This window comes from Mycobacterium sp. (assembly GCF_035640695.1).
Taxonomy (GTDB): Bacteria; Actinomycetota; Actinomycetes; order Mycobacteriales; family Mycobacteriaceae; genus Mycobacterium.
In genome coordinates this window covers 20,391-42,072 of sequence record NZ_DASQVQ010000087.1, presented here as the reverse complement: position 1 = coordinate 42,072, position 21,682 = coordinate 20,391, and the positions used below count along the sequence as shown (strand labels likewise).

General features: G+C 66.0%; 19 protein-coding genes. 8 read left to right on the top strand and 11 right to left on the bottom strand.

What is annotated here, in order from left to right; all coding sequences use genetic code 11:
- Positions 1 to 75: 75 nt before the first annotated feature.
- Entirely contained in the window at positions 76 to 1,191 is a 1,116-nt protein-coding gene (locus tag VE759_RS11035) for an iron-siderophore ABC transporter substrate-binding protein (protein WP_324931710.1), read from the bottom strand.
- A gap of 122 nt (positions 1,192 to 1,313) precedes the next feature.
- Here VE759_RS11035 and ctaD point away from each other — a divergent pair, with 122 nt between their 5' ends.
- Positions 1,314 to 3,065 carry a cytochrome c oxidase subunit I gene (ctaD, locus tag VE759_RS11030; protein WP_324931725.1) on the top strand — a complete coding sequence of 584 codons (1,752 nt, stop codon included), beginning with the start codon at positions 1,314 to 1,316 and terminating at the stop codon, positions 3,063 to 3,065.
- Positions 3,066 to 3,125: 60 nt separating this feature from the next.
- On the opposite strand, the gene VE759_RS11025 is transcribed toward ctaD, so the two are convergent.
- A complete protein-coding gene (locus tag VE759_RS11025) occupies positions 3,126 to 3,386 on the bottom strand; it encodes a hypothetical protein (RefSeq protein ID WP_324931708.1) in 261 nt (86 codons plus the stop codon).
- Positions 3,387 to 3,625: 239 nt separating this feature from the next.
- Between VE759_RS11025 and VE759_RS11020 the strand changes: the two genes are divergently transcribed.
- Positions 3,626 to 4,468 carry a class I SAM-dependent methyltransferase gene (locus tag VE759_RS11020; RefSeq protein ID WP_324931705.1) on the top strand — a complete coding sequence of 281 codons (843 nt, stop codon included), beginning with the start codon at positions 3,626 to 3,628 and terminating at the stop codon, positions 4,466 to 4,468.
- A gap of 84 nt (positions 4,469 to 4,552) precedes the next feature.
- On the opposite strand, the gene VE759_RS11015 is transcribed toward VE759_RS11020, so the two are convergent.
- The 3 genes from VE759_RS11015 to VE759_RS11005 form a co-directional block, all read right to left on the bottom strand.
- A complete protein-coding gene (locus VE759_RS11015; protein ID WP_324931702.1) occupies positions 4,553 to 5,110 on the bottom strand; it encodes a hypothetical protein in 558 nt (185 codons plus the stop codon).
- A gap of 37 nt (positions 5,111 to 5,147) precedes the next feature.
- Positions 5,148 to 5,378, bottom strand: a complete 231-nt coding sequence (locus tag VE759_RS11010) for a hypothetical protein (RefSeq protein WP_324931700.1) — start codon at positions 5,376 to 5,378, stop codon at positions 5,148 to 5,150.
- Positions 5,379 to 5,686: 308 nt separating this feature from the next.
- Positions 5,687 to 8,050: a RyR domain-containing protein gene (locus VE759_RS11005; protein ID WP_324931697.1), complete on the bottom strand. Its 2,364-nt coding sequence runs from the start codon at positions 8,048 to 8,050 to the stop codon at positions 5,687 to 5,689.
- A gap of 200 nt (positions 8,051 to 8,250) precedes the next feature.
- On the opposite strand from VE759_RS11005, the gene VE759_RS11000 reads away from it, so the two are divergent.
- The gene (locus VE759_RS11000) at positions 8,251 to 12,360 is read left to right on the top strand and encodes a TIR domain-containing protein (RefSeq protein ID WP_324931694.1); all 4,110 of its coding nucleotides are present in this window, start codon (positions 8,251 to 8,253) and stop codon (positions 12,358 to 12,360) included.
- A gap of 1 nt (position 12,361) precedes the next feature.
- Here the strand turns inward: VE759_RS11000 and VE759_RS10995 are convergent, their stop codons facing one another.
- Positions 12,362 to 13,525 carry an adenylate/guanylate cyclase domain-containing protein gene (locus tag VE759_RS10995; protein ID WP_324931690.1) on the bottom strand — a complete coding sequence of 388 codons (1,164 nt, stop codon included), beginning with the start codon at positions 13,523 to 13,525 and terminating at the stop codon, positions 12,362 to 12,364.
- 22 nt (positions 13,526 to 13,547) lie between these two features.
- On the opposite strand from VE759_RS10995, the gene VE759_RS10990 reads away from it, so the two are divergent.
- Complete coding sequence (locus VE759_RS10990) at positions 13,548 to 14,453, top strand: SDR family oxidoreductase (RefSeq protein WP_324931687.1); 906 nt, start codon at positions 13,548 to 13,550, stop codon at positions 14,451 to 14,453.
- Between the two features lie 49 nt (positions 14,454 to 14,502).
- On the opposite strand, the gene VE759_RS10985 is transcribed toward VE759_RS10990, so the two are convergent.
- The 3 genes from VE759_RS10985 to VE759_RS10975 all read right to left on the bottom strand — a co-directional run bounded on the left by VE759_RS10985 (position 14,503) and on the right by VE759_RS10975 (position 16,566).
- The gene (locus VE759_RS10985) at positions 14,503 to 14,991 is read right to left on the bottom strand and encodes a DNA-deoxyinosine glycosylase (RefSeq protein WP_324931684.1); all 489 of its coding nucleotides are present in this window, start codon (positions 14,989 to 14,991) and stop codon (positions 14,503 to 14,505) included.
- Positions 14,991 to 15,809: a helix-turn-helix domain-containing protein gene (locus VE759_RS10980; protein WP_324931682.1), complete on the bottom strand. Its 819-nt coding sequence runs from the start codon at positions 15,807 to 15,809 to the stop codon at positions 14,991 to 14,993. The genes VE759_RS10985 and VE759_RS10980 overlap by 1 nt, the downstream gene beginning before the upstream one ends.
- A 220-nt stretch (positions 15,810 to 16,029) precedes the next feature.
- Positions 16,030 to 16,566: a TetR/AcrR family transcriptional regulator gene (locus VE759_RS10975; protein WP_324931679.1), complete on the bottom strand. Its 537-nt coding sequence runs from the start codon at positions 16,564 to 16,566 to the stop codon at positions 16,030 to 16,032.
- Positions 16,567 to 16,624: 58 nt separating this feature from the next.
- Between VE759_RS10975 and VE759_RS10970 the strand changes: the two genes are divergently transcribed.
- From VE759_RS10970 to VE759_RS10960, 3 genes are read left to right on the top strand one after another with little or no spacing between them, the layout of a single operon-like run.
- Entirely contained in the window at positions 16,625 to 17,590 is a 966-nt protein-coding gene (locus VE759_RS10970; protein WP_324931676.1) for an aldo/keto reductase, read from the top strand.
- A gap of 10 nt (positions 17,591 to 17,600) precedes the next feature.
- Positions 17,601 to 18,032, top strand: a complete 432-nt coding sequence (locus VE759_RS10965) for an HIT family protein (protein WP_324931673.1) — start codon at positions 17,601 to 17,603, stop codon at positions 18,030 to 18,032.
- Positions 18,029 to 18,466: a nitroreductase family deazaflavin-dependent oxidoreductase gene (locus VE759_RS10960; RefSeq protein WP_324931670.1), complete on the top strand. Its 438-nt coding sequence runs from the start codon at positions 18,029 to 18,031 to the stop codon at positions 18,464 to 18,466. The genes VE759_RS10965 and VE759_RS10960 overlap by 4 nt, the downstream gene beginning before the upstream one ends.
- Here the strand turns inward: VE759_RS10960 and VE759_RS10955 are convergent.
- Positions 18,463 to 19,500: an LLM class flavin-dependent oxidoreductase gene (locus tag VE759_RS10955; protein WP_324931722.1), complete on the bottom strand. Its 1,038-nt coding sequence runs from the start codon at positions 19,498 to 19,500 to the stop codon at positions 18,463 to 18,465. The two genes, VE759_RS10960 and VE759_RS10955, sit on opposite strands and share 4 nt — an antisense overlap.
- A 20-nt stretch (positions 19,501 to 19,520) precedes the next feature.
- Positions 19,521 to 20,360: a uracil-DNA glycosylase gene (locus VE759_RS10950; protein ID WP_324931668.1), complete on the bottom strand. Its 840-nt coding sequence runs from the start codon at positions 20,358 to 20,360 to the stop codon at positions 19,521 to 19,523.
- A gap of 73 nt (positions 20,361 to 20,433) precedes the next feature.
- Between VE759_RS10950 and VE759_RS10945 the strand changes: the two genes are divergently transcribed.
- Positions 20,434 to 21,675: an MFS transporter gene (locus tag VE759_RS10945; RefSeq protein WP_324931665.1), complete on the top strand. Its 1,242-nt coding sequence runs from the start codon at positions 20,434 to 20,436 to the stop codon at positions 21,673 to 21,675.
- Positions 21,676 to 21,682 lie beyond the last annotated feature (7 nt).

Sequence of the window (21,682 nt, the reverse complement as noted above, 5' to 3'; positions counted from 1 at the left end):
GGGCGGGTCTGCTCGATGACGTCCAGCGGCTGCAAGTAGGTCAGCCTCAACACATGAAACACGTCGGCACCTCAACTAGTTGATCGGCGCATTGACCCAGCGCAGGTCGGCGACGACGCCTCGGGCGGCCACCACGCCTTGCCCGCTCTGCCATACTTCGTTGTTTACCACGAAAACCCGGTTGTCGCGGTTGGCCGCGAGCTTGCGCCATGGATTGCTGTTAAGTACCTGGGGCGCACGGTCTTTCGCAGCCGGCGAGGCGAACGAGACATAGACGATGTCGCCGTCGGCAGGTGCGAAGTCGGTGGCACCGCGCAGGTCGGTGTCGGTGATTCCTATTTCCATGTACGGCTTGTCGGTGAACCGCTGCGCGGCCGGGCGGTCCACTCCGACGTCGGCGAGCACGCTGGCCGGGAAGTTCGCGGCGCCGTACACGCGCATGGTGTTGTCGGTGAACTGCACGATCGACGCCTGGAAGTGGATCGCGTCGCCGTCGGCGCCCACCTTGGCCGCTTGGGCGTTGAAGCCGTCGACGATGGCATTGCCGGGGCCGGCACGTCCGGTGGCGGCGCCGACCAGTCGCACGTTGTCCTGCCACATGTTGCCGGGTGCACCGGTGAACACCGTGGGGGCGATCGCCGACAACGCGGGATACGCCTCCGGCGTCAGGCCTTGTGAGCCGAGGATCAGATCGGGCTTGGCCGCCCGGATGCCCGAGATGTCCGGCGTGCTCCGGGTGCCGACGGCCGGCAGGTTGTGCACCGCCGTGCCCAGATACCACGGCTGGGTCGGCGAATCATCGGGCAGCGCCGCCGCGACGATGCGCGACTGCAGACCCAGCGCACATAGGGTGTCGAGCTCGTCACCGGCGAGCACGACGATGCGCTGCGGATCGGCAGGCACCTGCGTCTCGCCCGCAGCGTGCCGGACCGGCCTGGTCGGCGGCCCGGGGTCCGGTGCGGCCGGCTGGGCCGCGCAGGATTCGTCGGGCCGACGCTCATTGCCCAGCACCCCGGCCCCGCCGATCTTGGTGGTGCTGGTGATCACCGATTTCGACGGCGGCGGTGTGCTGCCGCCGCTGCAGCCGGTGACGACGGTGAGTGCCGCGGCGACGACGGCGGCCGCGGCGGCAACCAGCACACGTGCGGCGGGCAGCAGCGCGGCGACCCGGGGACGAGCACCGCTGAGCACGGGGCCGACGCTAACATCTCCGCGGGTCGCGGCCGTGTACGACAGTTTGTAGGACCCGCCCCGACAGACCGGCGGCGTCGGGCTACGATTCGGGTGACCGGGTCGAACGTTTGGAGTGAACCCTGACCGCTGAAGCACCCGCGCTTGCCGGGCTCGAGGTCCGCCGCCCGTTCCCGGCGCGGCTGGGCCCCAAGGGCAACCTGATCTACAAGCTGGTGACCACGACCGATCACAAGCTGATCGGGATCATGTACATCGTCGCCTGCTTCGGCTTCTTCTTCACCGGCGGCCTGATGGCGCTGTTCATGCGGGCCGAGCTGGCCGTGCCCGGGCTGCAGTTTTTGTCCAACGAGCAGTACAACCAGCTGTTCACGATGCACGGCACGATCATGTTGTTGTTTTATGCAACGCCGATTGTGTTCGGTTTCGCCAACATCGTGCTGCCGCTGCAGATCGGCGCCCCCGATGTCGCGTTCCCGCGTCTTAATGCGTTTTCGTTCTGGCTGTTCCTGTTCGGCGGGTTGATCGCGCTGGCGGGCTTCGTCACACCCGGCGGCGCGGCCGACTTCGGCTGGACCGCATACACGCCGCTGACCGACGCGATCCACAGCCCCGGTCCCGGTGGTGACCTGTGGATTATGGGCCTGGCCGTCGGTGGTCTCGGCACCATCCTGGGCGGTGTGAACATGATCACCACCGTCGTGTGCATGCGTGCACCGGGCATGACCATGTTCCGGATGCCGATTTTCACCTGGAACATCATGGTCACCAGCGTCCTCGTGCTGCTGGCCTTCCCGTTGCTGACCGCCGCACTGTTCGGGCTCGCCGCCGACCGCCACCTCGGCGCGCACGTGTTCGACCCGGCCAACGGCGGCGCGATCCTGTGGCAGCATCTCTTTTGGTTCTTCGGCCACCCCGAGGTCTACATCATCGCGCTGCCGTTCTTCGGCATCGTCACCGAAGTCTTTCCGGTGTTCAGCCGCAAACCGCTGTTCGGCTATTCCACGCTGATCTACGCGACGATCAGCATCGCCGCGCTGTCGATCGCGGTGTGGGCACACCACATGTATGCGACCGGCGCGGTGCTGCTTCCGTTCTTTTCGTTCATGACCTTCTTGATCGCGGTGCCGACCGGGATCAAGTTCTTCAACTGGATCGGCACAATGTGGAAGGGCCAGTTGACGTTCGAAACGCCGATGCTGTTCTCGGTGGGTTTCTTGGTCACATTCCTGCTGGGCGGCTTGTCCGGGGTGCTGTTGGCCAGCCCGCCGATCGACTTCCACGTCACCGACTCGTATTTCGTTGTGGCGCACTTCCATTACGTGCTGTTCGGCACGATCGTTTTCTCCACATTCGCCGGCGTCTATTTCTGGTTCCCGAAGATGACCGGCCGGCTCCTCGACGAGCGGTGGGGCAAGCTGCACTTCTGGCTGACCTTCATCGGGTTCCACACCACATTCTTGGTGCAGCACTGGCTGGGCAATGCGGGAATGCCCCGCCGATATGCCGACTACTTGCCCACCGACGGCTTCACCGCGCTCAATGTCGTGTCCACGATCGGGGCGTTCATCCTCGGCGTCTCGATGCTCGTGTTCACCTGGAACGTGGTGAAGAGCTGGCGCTACGGCGAGCCGGTTGTGGTGGATGACCCATGGGGCTACGGCAATTCGCTGGAGTGGGCGACCAGCTGTCCACCACCGCGGCACAACTTCACCGAACTGCCGCGCATCCGCTCCGAGCGCCCCGCCTTCGAGCTGCACTACCCACACATGATCGAACGCATGCGCCGCGAATCCCACATCGGCGGTCTTCGTGAACATCGCCGCCAGGACGACCAACCCAGTCCGCTGCGAGTCGCACCCGATCGAAGCTGACTACCTCTCCCGTCCCTTTTTCGTCCTCAACTAACCTCAGCCGAGTTAGCGCTTGCACCACTAACAAGGGTCGCCATCGGGCGTGTAGTACGGCACACCCTCCACCGAGTAGCACGGCTCCTCGCCCGGCCAGTACGGGTCGGTGGCCGCCGCTATGGCCACGCCGGTCGCCACGTCACCGGCTATGTTGCTGCATCCACCGGCCGCAACATGGCGTCCGTGTGCGCCGGCGCACACTTCGGCGTGCGCCGCCGGTGCTATGGCCACCGGCACGGCCGCCATCGTCGTTGCTGCCAGTAACGCCGCTGCCAGCTTCTTCATCTCATTCTTCCTCTTGCTCGCCCGGCCCACGGTGATTATCGCGCCCACCCACCCACGCCGCTGGGAATTCACCAAACAATATTTGCCAGCGATAATTATGGTGGGTTCAGCCGACTTCCCGTGTCGCGAACTCACCTGCGGCCAGCAATTAATTCGTTGGATACTGCGCACATGACTTCACGAACTACCGCAGTGAGCTGGGCACCAAGTCGTCGTGGTACGCACGGGCAACAGCCCGCGTGACGCCAGATCGTCGTCATGATCGGCCGACCGTGATCCAGAAACTACGCGGCCATTACTTCGCTGCTGCAGCAGACCCCCGCGACGAACTCGCGCGCCTACGGCTCTTGGAAAGCGAATGCGACCCGCACACTCGCCGTTTCATCGACGCCCTCGGCATCGGCCCGGGATGGCGATGCGTCGACGTGGGCGCGGGCGCCGGCGGGCTGGTGGGCTGGCTCGCCGAACGAGTGGGCTCAACCGGGCAGGTAGTGGCGGCCGATATTGCCCCGAAGTATCTCGGCGACATTCGCCAGCCCAACATCGAAGTGCGCCAATGTGATATCACCGTCGACAAGCTCGAGCCCGGGCACTACGACCTTGTTCACAGCCGCTTTCTGTTGATGCATCTGGACGACCCGGCCGATGCCCTGCGCCGCATGGTGGCGGCGTTGCGGCCCGGCGGCTGGCTCGTCGCCGGAGAGCCTGACAACGACGTCGCGGGCTCAGTGGATCCCGCGCATCCTCTTGCGCGGCTATTCGACTCCTGCTACCGCAAACGGATCGAATTCGCTTTGGCCGCCGGCATTACCGACTTCCGGTTCGGCAAGCGCCTGCCACTTCATTTGGAGGCGGTGGGCCTCGTGGAAGTCGGCAACCAGGGTGTCGCACGTGTTCTCCACGGCGGCGACCCGTTCTCGCACATGTGGATCAAGACATGGCAGCGCATCGACGACGCGGTCATCACCAACGGCGTCCTCTCGGAATACGAGGTGGCGGAGATGCGACGCGCATACGAGGACCCCGCGTTTACCTACCGCGCTCAATTGACACAGTCGGCCTGGGGGCGCAAGCCGCTGTAGCGGGATGCCACGGCGGGCGGCACCGGCACCAAACGGGATCCGTTCTACACCAGGGCCGCCCGCCGGGCGGCTAGCCGGACGACCCTATACGGCTAGCCCGTTCTTGATCGCCGCGGCCTGCTTCTGGCCGAATTCAATGACCATGTCGGAAGGCGCAGGATCGTTCGTTGGACCATCGAACTCGATCGTCGTGGCGGTGTTGCCTTGGGCGAACTGCAGCACCGTGACGGACTTGGACCCGTCCGGTGACGTGCCGGAAACCATTGTGCCGCCCCCAGTACCCACCGGCGCGGGCGCAGTCTTGCCGTTGGCCACCTTGCCCGCCACGTTCGAGCCATTCAGCGAGTTCGTCGCCGCGGCAGCGTCCGGCAGCACGAGGATGGTGTTGGTGATCTGCCGAGTACCGTCGCGGTGGCTATAGACACCGGAAGCGCCGGGTTGCCCATTCGGGTTCACCGTGGGCGGAGCAGCGGCGGTGTACGCCATTGAATCGGTCGCTTCGTTCGGGTTTATCAGCAGAATGCTGTAGTCGGTGGGTTGCGCTGCGGCAGTCCCGAACCCGCCGACAGTCACACCGATTGTCAACAGTGTGCTCGCGGTTAAGCTTCGGATGACGGGGAGTTTCACGGTGACGTGCTCCAATCTGACAAGTCGGAAACGTTGTCCAACGATGACGGGGTTAGCAGGGGTAGCAGCCCCAGCCGCGCCAGCCGTCGCGCCAGAACCACCCCGGGCCACAGCCGTGCCCTCCGGTACTGCCGAAGCAGTCGAGTGCGTGGATGACCGGCACCGGCGCCGGTGTATTCACAGTCGTGTCGTGGGTGGTCTGCGCGGCATTGGCGGGTTGGAGGCTGACGAACGAGCCTGTCATCAGCGCTGCCGCGGCGACGGCTATGACAATTCTTCGCATTAGAGTCTCCCCGTTGTCCGGCGATTAGATTCAGCATGTTACGCCGATGTTGTCGACCAGTTGACCGAATTGGACAAGTCCGACGCGTAATTGTCGAAGCGTGCCGCCACGCTGCACCGTGGTCCAGTTACATTCTCCCAGCGGGGAGTTGGGGACGGCTCCTGCAACACAAAATGATAATCGCTTGTAATCCGCTATTAATTGCCGCACCGGTAAATAGTGACGAAATAAGCCGGCGGCGAGCCACGCGGCAGGCCTGTGATGCCGCTGGGAAGCGACTGATATCACAACGCGTCGCCGATATCAAATCACTCCACAGGTCCCTGATATCGACGCGCGAATTCTTCGGCGGATACCGGCCACTGCTCGCCTTGATCGCCCTTAACTACCCAGCCACCCTCGGGCGCCGTCGTCGGACCCTCCAGCGTGTCGATCCGTTCCCCCGGCCTTGCCGAGCGGGCCAGCACGAAACCCTTCCTGCGCCACAGGGACCCGTTGACGTGTTCGTGTGTGGCGCGGAAGATGTCGTCGCGTACCGACCAACGATGGCCACCGGGGTCCTCGACCACCCAGTCACCAGGTTCTGCTTGCATCTCGTGTCCGGTTTCGGTGGTCCACGTCCAAGGCTGCGGGCGTTGCTCTGCGGTTACTGTGCCGACGCGCCGGTACCGACGCCATGCCGGCACCGACCGGTAGCCGAGTTCGCGCAGTTGCGACAGCGTTTCGGCCAAGCTGGTCAGCGCCGCGTTGAGGAGCGCAGGGTCGGCCTCGATGACCCGCCAGTTTGTGAGGTTGGGATGCGTCTTGGCCTGTTCGTCGCGGACTTTCCCGTGCTTCCACCCGGCCTTCTTGTAGTAGCGGCACCAGTCCTCATGCTCGGCGCGCGCCATGGCCAATGCCGAAGACCGATCAAATCCCATGGCTTGCAACCGCTGCAAGGGTTCCGCCGGCGTCGACTGCGGCGGCGTCGCTGCCACACCGGCGTCCAATCCGTTCCAGGTATGACCGCCGATCTGTTCGACGATCCACAGCGCGTTGCGCACCTGGCGCCGGTTCGACCCCCGATAAAACTCGTCGAGCTCCGCCCAGGGCAGCCTGGCAGGCGAGGTGCCGCCGACCGCGCTTCGGTATCTCTCGTGGATCAGCATCGCCGCGCGCTCCCATGCATCATGAGCCTGACCAGACGGCAAATCCATGGTCAATCGGTATGTTCGCAACTGCCCGAAGATCGAGCGCGCGTTGCTCGTGGGCGCCCCGCTGGCATTCCACGCAAAAATCACCAGATCGGGAAATCGCATCGCAAGTCGTGTGCCGATCGTGGGATCGATCCGCGCGCCGAACAGCGGGTCGGCATCGACGAGGATCACCGCGGTAGCCCCGGCATCGGTGACGTCGTATGCGTCGATTAACCGCGTGAGCACCGACATCGACGGCGTTTCGTTTATCGCGTCGATGGATTCGTCTCCGGACGGCAGGCCAAGTCGCTTCTGACGGTGCAGGTGGTCGCGCCGGTATTCTTCGGCGGCGTCGCCGACCAGGGTAATGGCCGGCACCGCCCCGCCAGCGCCGTCGGCGTGGAAATTACGTTCGCGCCTGCGCTGGTCGAGATCTGCGCATAGCGCCAGGGTCAGCGGCGACGTGCCGCAGATGAGAATCCGGGCAGCGCCCAATTCCGTAATCTCGTCGAGCAAGCGCCGCGCCGTCACTTCATACTTGCCCACCGCATCGGCGGCCCATCTGGCGTCACTGCCACCGAACTGCGCGGCTCGCCAGCCTGCCGCGTGCCACGGATCGTCGATTCGCACGATCAGCGGGATCCGGCGGTCGACGCCAAGCTCCGAGCTGCGCTGTCCGATCAGCTCCAGCCGCCGCAGGTTCGTCGCGGCGTCGGCATCCAGCAGGTACAACCGGGCGAGCTTGTGCCACACCGGAAGAGCCTCAACGGCCTCGGGCCCGTCCAGGTTGGCGCCTAAGACGCGTGCCCCTTCCCTTCGGGACTCGGTCGCGTTGGGGTTTCCGGGATCTTCGGTGACGAGGACAAGCTGACAGTTGGGTTCCAGTGTGTCTGCTACCGCCTTCACCATCGACCGCGAGTCGTCGTCGACACCGACGACGACCGTCACCGATCGGGCGGTGCGGGCCCGGAGCCGATCCACCTGCGCGTGAAACATTGCCACTGCAACGCTCGTGACGCCGACGAAAATTACGCCGAGCGACGATAATCGCGCGACGTCGAGCGCCACCGGCGGCGGGTTGGGACAAATGGCGCCGTTCAGCTGCACCTGGGAGGTGCTGCCCTTGACCAGTTGCGCGGTGTACATCAACGGGGTTACGAATACCGGGTGCGTCGTATCGTGGCAATTCCAGAACGACGCCATTCCCAGGATGCAGTTCATGATCGTCAGCGACAACACAACGGTCAGCGACACGCTGCCTATGCCTTGCGTGGTCCCGGATCGGTAACTGATGACACACAGCGCGATAATCGCGGCGGCGATGATGACCATCGTCTGCCACGACGCGGGTCGACCGAACCACCGCAGCCATGCCGGCAGACCGTCTCGGATAGACGGATGCACCGCCAGCACCGCGAGATACGCGGTCGTGACGGCGACAAAGCCGAGCAGCGTGGCCCGTAGCACGCGCACTGCACCGGCGTCACGACGTCTCAAGGATCGTGCTCCCCATCACCGTGAACAGAAACCGCTCCGTTGATCCTCGCTCACGAACCGTCGATTGAAATCGCTTTTCGGCGTTTTTCGCCGTTGTTGCGGCACCAACGGAAATACGCTGGGTCGGTTGCAGATGAATTTCTTGCGGGCAAAGCGGTCGGATCTACTCCGCGGTCACCGGCTTCGGGGCTGGTGATCGAATGTCGCGCATCTTCTTGAGCCACTCCAGCCGTGATAATCGCCAGGCGATTGCGTTGCGGCAATGGCTGATCGAGCAGGATCCGCGGTTAGCTAATGAAATCTTCCTCGACCTCGATCCCGACGTCGGAATCAGCCTGGGGGTGCGGTGGAAGGACGCCCTCCGCCAGGCGAGCACCCGTTGCGAGGCGGTGATCTGCCTGGTGTCGGCGAACTGGCTGTCCTCCTCCGAGTGCAGAACCGAATACCGGTTCGCGGAGTACTTGAACAAGCGGATATTCAGTGCCCGCATCGGCCCGTTGACCGGTGAAGACCCGACGTTGGAATGGCAGCAGATCGACCTGTGCGGTGAGGGCCCCGCCACCGAGATCGACGTCGGCGACGGCGGGGCGCCGGTGAGGTTTCTCTCCGAAGGCCTATACCGGCTGCGAGAAGGCATCATCGGGGCGGGAATCGGCGCGGAGTCGTTCCGGTGGCCGCCGCCCAACGATCCGCAGCGAGCGCCTTATCGGGGCTGGGAACCTCTTGAAGAAGTCGATGCGGCCGTGTTTTTCGGCCGCGATGCGCAGATTGTGCGCGGACTCGACGCACTTCGTGGAATGCGGAGATCCGGACTGGAGACCCTGTTCGTCGTGCTCGGTCCGTCGGGGACGGGCAAGTCGTCGTTCCTGCGGGCCGGCCTGTTGCCACGCCTACGTCGCGACGATCGCGAATTCGTGTTGCTCGACATCGTGCGCCCCCAGCGCAACGTGCTCACCGGCGACACAGGGTTTGCCCGGGCGCTACACACCACCCGGACGCGGCTCGGGTTGACCGGCCCGCAGCTCGGTCAGATCAAGCAGACCTGCCTGCGCGGCGATGTGCCCCTCGTGCGTGAGTGGCTGCTCGAGGCGCAGCGAGCCGCCGGCTCGCGGCTTCTCGACGAACATGGCGAACAGCCCATGCCGACACTGATGTTGTCGGTTGATCAGGGCGAGGAGCTGTTCGTCGCCGACGCGGGACGCGAGGCGTCGCTCTTTCTCGAGCTGATCGCCAATTTGGCCGGCGGCAATGGCGAGGAAGACACGGCCAAAGTGGGGTTGATCGTCGCCGTCACGATCCGCACCGACCTGTACGAGGCGTTGCAAACCGCGCCGCAGTTGGGCGGAGTCGGCAGCGTTTTGTTCGACGAACTCAAACCGATGCCGCGCACTCAGTTCAAGGAGGTGATCACCGGCCCGGCCGAACGAGCCAGCGATGGTGGCCAACCGCTACAAGTGGAACCCGCACTGGTGAACCGCCTCTTGGACGATTGCACGGAGGGGGCCGACACGTTACCGCTGTTAGCCCTGACCCTGGCTCGGCTGTACGAGGACTACGCGAGCGACGGCATGCTGACGCTGAGCGACTACCTGTCGATGGGCGGCATGCAAAGTGTGGTGCGCTCCGAAATCGACGGGCTGCTTTCGTCGGACCCCGAGCGGCGGGCCGCGGAGCTGCGTCAGTTACGCGGTGCCTTCATTCCGTGGCTGGCCACCATCAACCCCGACAACGATCAGCCGATGCGGCGCGTCACGCGATGGGGTGACCTGCCGGCCGAAAGTCGCCCGCTGCTCGACAAATTCGTCGCCAAGCGGCTGCTGGTCAAAGACAACCGCGACGGTAACGTCGTCATCGAAGTGGCGTTGGAAAGCCTGCTGCGGCAGTGGGATGAGCTTGGTCGATGGTTGGCCGAGGAGCGGGACGACCTCAAAGAGGCCGACAATCTCGAGCGCGCCGCACTCGCGTGGGAACAAAATGACCGCGACGACGCGTGGCTTCTCGAGGGCACGAGGCTTGCCGATGCCGAAAAGCTCTCCGCCAAAACCGGTTTCGCCGATCGGCTGCAATCGGCGCGCGAATTCGTTGCCGCCTCCCGGGCGCGCGAGCAGTCACGCACCGAGGCTGAGCAGCGGCGACGGGCCGCGGAATTGCAGGCCGCCAAGGATCGCCAGCGAGCCGCGGAGGCGTTGGCGCAGGCCGAATCCGAGGCTCGGGAGAAGGCGCAGGCGCACGCCGCCGTATTGCGGCGGCGATCGCTGATATTGCGCATTGTGTTGGCCGTCACCGTGGGCGTCGCCGCCGCAGCCGTGTACGGGTTCGTCATGGCCACCAAGGCCACACACCAAGCCCAACAGCGCAACCGCGAGGCCCTCGCATTGTCGTTGACGGCGGAAGCGCAGGCCATGCTCGCCGGTGTTCAGGGTGGTGGCGACATCGAGGCGTTACAGAAGGTCCTCGCCGCCCACGACATCATGTCCAGCCCCAACGCGCTCTTCACCGCGGTGGTCACCCGGTTGGACACGCTCAAGATCATCCCAACGGCCGGCCAAGTCGAGGACGTGTCGTTCAGCCCGAATGGCCACCACCTGATCTCCGGCACGGCCCACGACACCGTGCGGGTGTGGGATACCCTCACCGGCCAACCGGTGGGGGCACCGATCATCGGTAAGGCCAGCGGCGACACGAACCTGGCGCTCAGCAGCGACGGCCACCACGTCGTCTTCTGCACCGACGACAAAACGCTGCGGGTCTGGGACGCCGTCACCGGGCAGCCCGCGGGCCCGCCGATGAGCAGCGCAGGCACGATCACCGCTGTTGATTTGAGCGACGACGGTGGCCGCGTCGTCTCGGGCACCGCCGATGGCGTGATCCAGGTGTGGAATGCGGACACCGGACAGCCCATCGGGCCGCCGGTGACCGCTCATGCCGGCAGCAGCGTCGCAAGCGTCGCGTTCAGCAACGACGGCCAACGCGTCGTCACCGGCAGCACCGACGGCACGGTTCAGGTCTGGAACGCCGACACCGGGCAGCCCATCGGGCCGCCGATGACCGGACACGTCGGCGCCGTCACCAGCGTCGCGTTCAGCCCCGATGCCCAACGGGTGGTTTCCGGCGGCGCCGACCACACCGTGCGGGAGTGGAACGTTGCCACCGGACAACCCGCGGTGCCGACGATGATCGGCCATATGAACCAGGTGACCAGTGTGGCGTTCAGCCCCAAGGCTCACCGAATTGTCTCGGGCAGCTATGACGGAACCATACGGCTGTGGGACGCCAACACCGGCATGGCAGCCGCGCAGCCAATGACCGGCCACCAGGGGTCGGTGAACGGCGTCGCGTTCAGTAACGACGGCAACTTCATCGTTTCCGGCGGCGATGACGCGACCATTCGGTTGTGGGATGCGGACTTTGACGTCCCGCCGAGCACCGCCGACGCAACCGTCACGAGCGTGACGGTCAGCGCGGACCGGCACCGCATCGTGTCGGGTGACCGCGATGGCAGCCTGCGGCTATGGGATGCCGATAACCGCCAAGTCATCGCCACGTTGACAAACGGGCGCGGAGCGGCGGTGACCGGCGTGGCGCTCACGACGAATGACGAGCGCGTTGTCTCGGGAAGCTCGGACGGCACCGTGCAACTGTGGGATGTCCAGGCACGAAAACCAATCGGCTCGACAATGAACGCCCAGCATGGCGCGGTGGACAGCGTCGCGGTCAGTCCGGACGGCCACGGCATCGTCGCGGGCAGCGCCGACGGCAGTCTGCAAATGTGGAACGCTGATACCCAAACCGCCGTCGGCGGCCCGCTCACCGGCCATACCGCCGCGGTGCTGTCCGTGGACTTCAGCCCGGACGGACACCGCATCGCCTCGGGCAGCGCCGACACGAACCTTCGGCTCTGGAATGCGGATACACGCCAGCCGATCGGCGATCCGATGACCGGGCATACCGCGGCGGTGACCAATGTCGAATTCAGCCCGCAGGGCCGACGGATCGTGTCCGCCAGCGACGACCACACGGTGCGTCTGTGGGACGCCGGGACCGTGCGCCCGATCGGCGAGCCGATGAACAGCCACAACAGTTTGATGGTCGGCGCCACGTTCAGCCCGGACGGCCAGCAGCTTCTCACCACCGGTGCAAACGCCACCCGGCTGCTGTGGCCGCGACCGGAATTGACGGCGTGGCCAGGCATGGTCTGCATTAAACTGACTCAGAACATGAACCAACAGCAATGGCGCGACTGGGTGTCGCCCGATATCGGATACACCCAGCTGTGTCCCGGCTTTCCAATCGCGCCGGAGAGTAATTGACTCACGCCTTGGCCTGAGCCGTTGGCTCCCGATTCACACCGAAGAGCTTCACCTCGCCCCTCACTCCCTTGAGGCGTCGTACGCCGGCGGGTGACCAGTCGAAGCCCGATGCGTTGCCGACGGCGTCACGCGTGGACTCGGCGACAAGCACAGATCCCGGCCGCGCGGCGGCCGTCACGCGGCTTGCCACATTCACCGGACTGCCGAACCAGTCGCCCGCACGGCTGACCGCGCAACCGGACGCGACCCCGATACGCAGGCGCGGCAGGTTTTTTGCCCTCGCGGTCTCTGCAAGGTCCAGCACGGCCCGCAACATCGGCGCGGGATCGGGGCACACCAGCATCACCGCGTCGCCGATGGACTTGACGAATCGCACCGGCGCCATTGCGACGTCGTGGGCGACCTCGGCGAGTTCGTTGGCGACATGCTCGAGTTCTTCCGGTGGCAGCGCCTCACCGAGCTTGGTAAATCCCGTGATGTCGGCGAACGCCACCGTCACCGGCCGCGCACCGGGAAGCGTGCCGGCGGCGCGTTCTGCGGCGTTCACCGCCTCCGTCTCGAACGAGTGCCGTAGCTGAAGCCGCAGGAAGTCCTCCATCATCGGACCGATCTGCGGCATGGACCTGCGCGCCAGCTCCTCCGATGCTTGCGCGAGTTCGATCTCGGTGGCGCCGGGCCTCAGCATGGACTTCAGCGCCGCCTCGCGCATGATTGCGGCGGCGTGCGCGAGCCCGTCCATCAGCACCCGCATGATGGCAACGGTCTCGTCGGGATCGATGCCAAGGTCCAGGAAGAATTTGGCGCGCACGGCGGCCTCGGCATCGGCGCGCGGCAAAACCGCAGCGTCGGGGTCCGCGATGTGCGGCAGGCCGATCGCGCGTTGCAGTCGCTCCAGTAGTTGCAGGTCAAAACCGGTGGCGTTGCATACCTCGCGTGCTGACACCAACTGGCCGTCGTCACCGAGCACCCGATGCGCGGGCAACAGCAAAGGCGCCGCAAGCGATCCGCGGATCTGGTCGATGGTGAAGCCATAGTCGAGAAGCCACGCGATCAGGTCCGCGCGCTCTTGGCGTGCTTCGCCCTCCAGGCCGTCAAGCAGGCCCAACGCCTCGATGTCGGGGTGAGATCCTCTTCGCCCAAGAGGCTCTTCGGGGCCGCTTCCCACCGGGCCAACGTACAACGGAAGCATGACCCTCCCACTATCCGGACACGTCGCCGTCGTGGCCGGCGCCACCCGCGGCGCGGGCCGCGGCATCGCCGCCGGCTTGGGTGAAGCCGGCGCGACCGTGATCTGCACCGGTCGCAGCAGCGTCACCGGGCGTGGCGGCTCCGATTACGACCGCCCGGAAACCATCGAGGAGACGGCGGCGATCGTCACCGAACTCGGCGGCGCCGGCGTCGCGATGCAGGTCGACCACCTCGACGGGAACCAGGTAAGCGCGCTCGCCGGCCACATCCGCGACGAATACGGCCGTATACATCTTCTGGTCAACGACATCTGGGGCGCGGAGACACTCAAGGGCCCACCATCGCAGTGGAATACCCCGATCTGGGAGCACGACCTCGACGCCGGATTGCGAATACTGCGCCTGGGCGTCAAGACGCATCTGATCACGTCGCACTATCTGCTACCGCTGATGATCCAGCATCCGGGCGGCCTGCTGGTCGAAGTCACCGACGGCACAACGGAATACAACGCGGCCAACTATCGCATCTCGGTGTTCTACGACCTGGCGAAGACGGCGGTGAACCGGCTCGCCTATTCCCAGGGACACGAGCTCGCGCCGCACGGCGCTACGGCGGTGGCGATCACGCCGGGCTGGCTACGCTCCGAGATGATGCTCGACGCTTACGGAGTCACCGAGGGCAACTGGCGAGAAGCGATGAATTCCAACAGAACCGACGGATACCCCTCCGCACCGCCCCCGTTCGCGAATTCCGAGTCGCCACGCTACGTCGGACGAGCAGTCGCAGCACTGGCGGCCGACCCCGATCGAGGGCGCTGGAATCAGAAGTCCGTCACATCGGCGCGGCTGGCGAGCGAGTACGGCACCGTAGATATTGACGGAACCCAGCCGGACGGCTGGGCTTAGCTGCCATGGCGCGACCGACGCCTCGGTCGGCGTTCGGAATCCTCAGTTCTTAGCGCTCGACAATCGCCCGCCACGCCTGCAGTTTCACGCCATAGGGAATCGACGCGTTGGCCGGGCTCGTCGACGGCAGCCGCCGATAGGCGATGTGGTCGCGTGTCCGTCGAACCAGCCGCTGGAACATGTGCTCAGCCTTCGCGCCGTTGAAGAACACCCTGCGGATGTCGGGGTACGCACTGAGCAGTGAGTGGAAGTCATTGGGCACTGCGCTGTCCCGCGCGATCGACGAGTCTAGGCTGCCGCGTCGCTCGCAGGTGTGCAGCACATCCCACAAGGCAATGCCGGCCTCACGCAGTGCCGCGGTGCGGACGTCATAATCCGCATCGGCGTCGAACCCGAGAAGCTCACCGGTAATGCACCAGAACATGTTTCGGGGGTGGGCGTAGTACTGCCCGCGCTGCAGTGACAGCACCCCCGGCATCGAGCCCAGCACAAGCAGCGAGGCGCGCTGGTCGACGATGGGTGGGAATCCGGTCAACATCATCGCGTCCGTACCAGGTACTCGCCCGGTGTGCAGCCAAGAAACGAGCGGAAGTCGTTAATGAAGTGCGCCTGGTCATACCACCCGAGCCGCACCGCGAGCTCGGCGAAGTCGAGGTCCGGCTCCTGTTCGATTTCCAGCGCGGCCTGCTGCAGCCGATACCGGCACAGCACCCACTTGACCGGCACACCGACGTAGTGGCGAAACACCCGCTGCGTTGTGCGCGCACTCCACGGTGCAAGCTCCACCACCTGCTCCACGCGCTGCAACCGGTCGTCGTCACGAATCCGGTCGACGAGCGTGCGCAACCGCCGGTAGGCGACGTCCGGCTCGGCGTCGGACGCGATCGCCGATTCCAGCGCGGCCACCGAGGAATCGACGTCATGCGGAGCGTTCGGCACGATGTCGTCGGCGCGCTCGACCCGTCCCGTCAGCGACGAAGCGTTCCGGCCGAACCGAGCCGTGAACCCGCCCGGCCGGAACCGGGCACCGACGACCGTGCCGGCGCCGCGGATCGTTGTGCGAAACACCCGCTCGACGACGCCGTGCAGTAACACCGCAGGCAGCCGGTGGCCGTGGCGGCTGCCGCCGGTGCCCCACTCGGTGGTCAGGTGAAGCGCCGGGAACGTGATCACCGTGCTCTCGTAGGGCTGCTTACCACGCAGGTCCCACCGCACGATCCAATAATGATCCACGAAATCGGCGGCTCGCCGCGACGGCGGCCGCCGATCCAACGAAAACAGCGAGCCCGTGTGAGCGCGGCCGACGAGCCCTCGAACCGAGGACGAATCGGCTGTCGCGTTTTTCCAAGCCGCCACGTCGTCCACCATACGAAACTCGCGAAATATGAGCGTCAAACCAATTCCGGCGGGCTACGCCAGCCTGACCCGTTCATATGGGTCGACGGCGCATCGGCAGTCGACAACGGCCGAATGCAGCTGTCCAACCCCCAAGAGGCCTACTAGATCGCCGCACCGGACCGCACGGCGTTCGCGACGCACGCGACCGGCGAATGGCCAAGTGGGCCAGCGAGAACGTCTAATTCGTGCGCGCGCCGTCGAGAAACAGAGTCGCGACGGCCTCGGCCGCCGCCTCGGGCGTCACCTTCTCGCCGACGGTGAGCCACAGCGCCCGCTCGACAAGCGCGCTGAACATCTCGAAAATGGTGTCGCCCGGCAGGTCGTCGCGTAGCACGCCATCACGTACGCCGCGGGCGATGACATCGCGCACCGGCTTGGTGGCGCGCTCCTTGGCCGCCGGGTCGTGGTACTCATCGAGCAGGCTGACCAGCGCGGCGTACTTGGCGCCGGTGCGGAGGAAGACGGCGGTGAGCCTGGCGATGGCGCGATCGACCCGGAGCCCATCCAGATTGGCCGCTTCGATCCCGTCGGCCAGCTCGGCGATTCCGGTGTCGGCCACACCGCGCAACAGCGACTCCCGCGTCGGGAAATGCCGATACAGGGTGGCGCGCCCGATGCCGGCCTCGTCCGCGATGTCGGCCATCGTCGCGTCAGGACGCCTGCGCAGCACCCGTGCGGCGGCGTCGAGGATGGGCGTCTGCATCCGGTCAGCCACTCAACGATGTTATCTCATTGCGAGACACATATGTCTCATTTCGGTGTAGTTTTGCCTCATGACCACTCGAGAGCTTGGCCGCACCGGAATCCACGTCTCCCCCATCGGCTTGGGCTGTATGCAGTTCTCCGGTGGGGGCCTCGTCGCAGCGACGTTCTTTCCCCCGATCCAGCAGTCCCAGGTGGACAAAATTGTCAAGACGGCGCTCGACGGCGGGATCAGCTGGTTCGACACCGCGGAGATGTATGGCCACGGCAGGTCCGAGCGGGCGTTGAGCGCCGGCCTCACGCATTCCGGGATCAAACCTGGTGACGTCACTGTCGCGACGAAATGGGCGCCGTTCGGCCGGACCGCCAGGAGCATCGCGCGCACTATCGACGACCGGCTTGACGCGCTGGATCCGTTCCCCGTGGATCTGCACCAGATCCACCTGCCCTACGGCAGCCTGTCACCGATTCGTGCCCAGGTGCAGGCGATGGCGCGATTGGCCGCGGCACACGAGATCGCTGCCGTCGGCGTCAGCAACTTCACCGCGCGGCAAATGGAGATCGCCCACGCAGAACTGGCTAAACGCGGAATTGCATTGGCAACCAACCAGGTTCAGATCAACTTGCTGCACCGCAAGGTTGAAGCCAATGGAGTGCTGGACGCCGCTCGCCGGCTCGGCGTCACGCTGCTCGCATACTCGCCCTTACGGAGCGGGCTGCTGACCGGCAAGTTTCATGACGACCGCAGCGTGGTGGCCCAAATGCCGCTGATGCGCCGCGCGTTGTTCTCTGACAGGAATCTGGACCGCACGGCGCCGTTGATCGACGTTCTGCGTGAGATCGGCGCCGCGCACTCGGCCACGGTCACCCAGGTCGCGCTCGCATGGCTGACCACCTACTACGGCGACACCGTCGTCGCGATTCCCGGTGCCTCCAAGCCGCACCACGCGGCGGAAGCCGCCGCCGCGATGAAGCTGACGCTCAGCCAGGAGGAGAAGGACAGGCTCGCCGCACAGTCGAGTGACGTCACGCGCTAGCGTGGCGATCATGGCTTGCGTGTTCTGCGAGATCGTCGCCGGGCGGGCCCCGGCGATCCGAATCTTCGAGGACGACGACCACCTGGCGATCCTCGACATCCGACCGTTTACCCGCGGCCACACGCTGGTGTTTCCCAAGGCGCACACAGTGGACCTGACCGACACCCCGGCGGAGACGTGCGCGCAGCTGGTGACGATCGGGCACCGCATCGCGCGGGCTACGCGCGCCTCCGGCTTGCGCGCCGACGGCAACAACATCGTCATCAACGACGGCAAAGCGGCCTTCCAGTCCGTGCCTCACATCCACCTGCACGTGGTTCCGCGCCGCGACGGCGACAAAATGTCGTTCGCCAAGGGAGTGCTGCTGAGGCGCGACCCGGACCGGGAAGAAAGCGCACGCATGCTGCGTGCGGCACTAGCAAGAATCGAGGCGTCGGAATGAACCCTTTGGTGGAAAAAGCGTTGGGGCAGGTCCTGCGCATCCATGACGCGGTCTACAAGGGCACCAACGGCTGGATCGGTCACCGGACGCTCGGAACCCCGAGTCTCCTACTGCATACGGTCGGCGCCAAGACCGGAAAGCAGCGGACGACCTCGCTGTCCTATGCCCGGGACCGCGACGACTACCTGGTCGTCGCGTCCAAGGGTGGCGACCCCAAAGCGCCGGGCTGGTATCACAACTTGAAAGCCAAGCCCGATGTCGAAATCAACGTCGGTCCAAAACGTTTCGGCGTGACCGCGAAGCCGGTGATGCCCGGCGACCCCGATTACGACCGGCTGTGGCAGATCGTCAACCGAAACAACCACAATTTCTACATGGGGTACCAGAAGAAGACGTCGCGCCCCATTCCCGTCGTCGCGCTGACGCCGCGCTAGAACAGTTCCTTCGCGAGCAGCTCCAGCGTCACTTCGCGGGCGGGCGCGGTCGCCGGATCGGTGCCGCGACTCGCGGACGCGACCGGATTCACCATGACCTCGTCGACGTCGAACCGCTCGGCCAGCGCACGCACCTGCTCGGCCGCCTCCGCAGGCGTGCCGACCGCCGCGCGTCGCAGTCCGGCCTCGACGATCGTCTGCTCCTGCGACGACAGTTCCGCCGCCTGCGCGTCCTCGACGAGATCAAGCGGGCCGAGCGGCTGACCCGTTCGCAGCCGGGCCATCATCTGCAGGTTGGGCAGTAACAGTGACACCGCCTCGTCATGAGTCGGGGCGACGGCCGCGTTCACGGTCAGCAAAGTAACCGGCTCCGGGGCAAGCGTGCTGGGAACGAACTCGCCGCGGTACACCCGCAAGGCCTCTTCGGTGCCCTGCCCCGAGAAATGGTGCGCGAACACGTACGGCAGCCCCTTCGCGGCGGCCAGATGCGCGGAGTACATCGACGATCCGAGCAGCCACAGCCGCGGCTCGGTGCTGGCCGCTGGGGTCGCCTTGAGGATGTAGTTGTGCCGCGGGATCGGGACCCGCACGCCGTGGCGTCCCATCAGCGCGACGACGTCGTCGAGATAGTCGGGGAAGTTCTCTATGTCGCTATCGTCACGGCCGGCCGCACCGCGCAGCGCGATCGACGTCACCGGGTCGGAGCCCGGCGCGCGGCCGATGCCGAGGTCGATGCGCCCGGGATAGGCCGCCTCGAGCAGCGCGAACTGCTCCGCCACCGCCAGTGGTGCATGGTTGGGCAACATCACCCCGCCCGAGCCGACGCGAAGCTGCGATGTGTGGGCGCCGAGCAGCGCGACCAGCACCGGCGGGCTGGTGGCCGCGACGGCCGGCATGTTGTGGTGCTCTGCCACCCAGTACCGCGTATACCCGAGCCGGTCGGCGGTCTGCGCCAGCCGAACCGTCGCCGCCAGCGCGTCCGACGTGGTCTGGTCGGTGCGCACCGGGACGAGATCGAGTACCGAAAGCCGCATGACGGCGTCAACGTGTCGGGTCAACCGGATAATCCCGCGTCCCTGGCCGCGCGACCGAAGATGTCGTCGAGCATCGCCGAAGTCAGCTTGCCGGTGAAGGTGTTCTGCTGACTGGGGTGGTAGCAGCCGATCAGTGCGACGTCGCGGTGCGGCGTGTGCAGCGTCGCAGTCGCGCCATGGGCGAACCGTGGTGCGGGAATAGCGATCGTTGCGCCGGCCGCGCGCACCATGTGCAGCGCGGTGCGCCACGCGAACGCGCCCAGCGCGACGATGACTCGCACGTCGCTACCGCAGAGCCGCCACTCGGCATCCAGCCAAGGAACACACGTCAGGCGCTCGGCGGGCGTCGGCGCGTTGGCGGGTGGCGCGCAACGAACCGCGGCGGCGACCCGAGTGCCATTGAGGCGCAAGCCATCCGCCGCGTCGACGCACCCCGCATGATCAGCAAGGCCGGCCCGGTGCAGCGCGGCGAACAGCACATCGCCGGATCGGTCGCCGGTGAACACTCGGCCGGTGCGGTTCCCGCCGTGCGCGGCCGGCGCGAGACCCAGGATCAGCAGTCGCGGCCCCGTCGCACCCCAACCGGGAACCGGCCTGCCCCAGTACGGCTGGTCGGCGAACGATCGACGTTTCTCGGCGGCCACCTGCTCGCGCCACGTCACCAGCCGGGGGCAGGCGCGGCACACGGAGACCCGGGCGTCGAGCTCCTCGACGGTCCCGGCCTCGGCGGCCAGTGTCACCACGTCCTCGGGCGTCGATGCGACCGGGGTGTCGGGCGACGCCGGGTCGCCCGGCCAGCCGGAGCCCGGCGGCACCGGGGAATCGAACAGCGCGCCGGTGCGCGGGTGGGCGAGTGTCACCGCTCCACTGTGCCTTTGCCGCAAAAACGATCGCGGACCGGCCCTCGGTGGAGTTACATTCGGCCCGATCCTCATGACCACGTCCACGCGCCGACCGGTGTATCTGCTGCTATTCGCGACGCTGGTGGCCGCGGCGGGAAACGGCATCTCGATCGTCGCGTTTCCGTGGCTGGTGCTGCAGCGCAACGGCAGTGCACTGGACGCGTCGATCGTGGCAGGCGCGGCATCATTGCCGCTGCTTTTTTCCACGCTGATCGCCGGCACCGCGGTGGACTTCCTTGGCAGAAGGCGAATTTCGATCATCTCGGACGTGTTCTCCGGTGCCACGGTCGCCGCGATACCGGTGCTCGCGTTGGCCCTCGGCGAACGCAGCATCACCGTCGGCGTTCTCGCGACGCTTGCCGCGCTGGGTGCCGTGTTCGATCCGGCCGGTATCACGGCGCGGGAGTCGATGCTGCCGGAGGCCGCGGTGCGGGCCGGTTGGTCGCTGGACCGCACCAACGGCCTGTACGAGGCGATCTTCAACGTCGCCTACATCGTCGGCCCGGGTTTGGGCGGCTTGCTGATAGCGACGATGGGCGGCGTGAACACGATGTGGGTGACCGCGGCGGCGTTTGCGCTGTCGATCGTCGCGGTGAGCGTGCTGAAGCTGGAAGGCGCCGGGCCGCCGCTGGTCGACGAACGGCCCGAGGGCGTGTGGTCCGGAATGGTCGAGGGCCTGCGGTTCGTCTGGAGCGTCAAGGTGCTGCGCACGCTCGCGCTCATCGACCTTGCGGTCACCGGACTGTACCTGCCGATGGAAGGGGTGCTGTTCCCCAAGTACTTCTCCGACCGCCGAGAGCCGGCGGAGCTGGGCTGGGTGCTCGTGGCGCTCTCGATCGGTGGGCTGGTCGGCGCGTTGGCATACCCGCTGATGGTGCGCCACCTTTCGCGGCGGGCCATTCTGCTGATCGCGACGCTGACGTTGGGCCTTTCGACCGCGCTGATCGCGGTGCTGCCGCCGCTGGCCGTGATTCTTCTGCTGTGCGCGCTGATCGGCCTTGTATACGGGCCGATCGCGCCGATCTACAACTACGTGATGCAGACCAAATCGCCGCCGCAGCTGCGCGGCCGCGTGGTAGGAGTGATGACGTCGATGGCCTATGCGGCCGGGCCGCTGGGCTTCGCGTTGGCGGGTCCGATCACCAACGCGTTCGGGCTACGCACGACGTTTCTCGTGCTTGCGATCCCGATGATCGTGATCGGGCTGATCTCCGTGCGCCTGCCGTCGCTGCACGAGCTGGATCGCTCATCCGAGCCCGCCGCATCCGACTGAAGAGCTC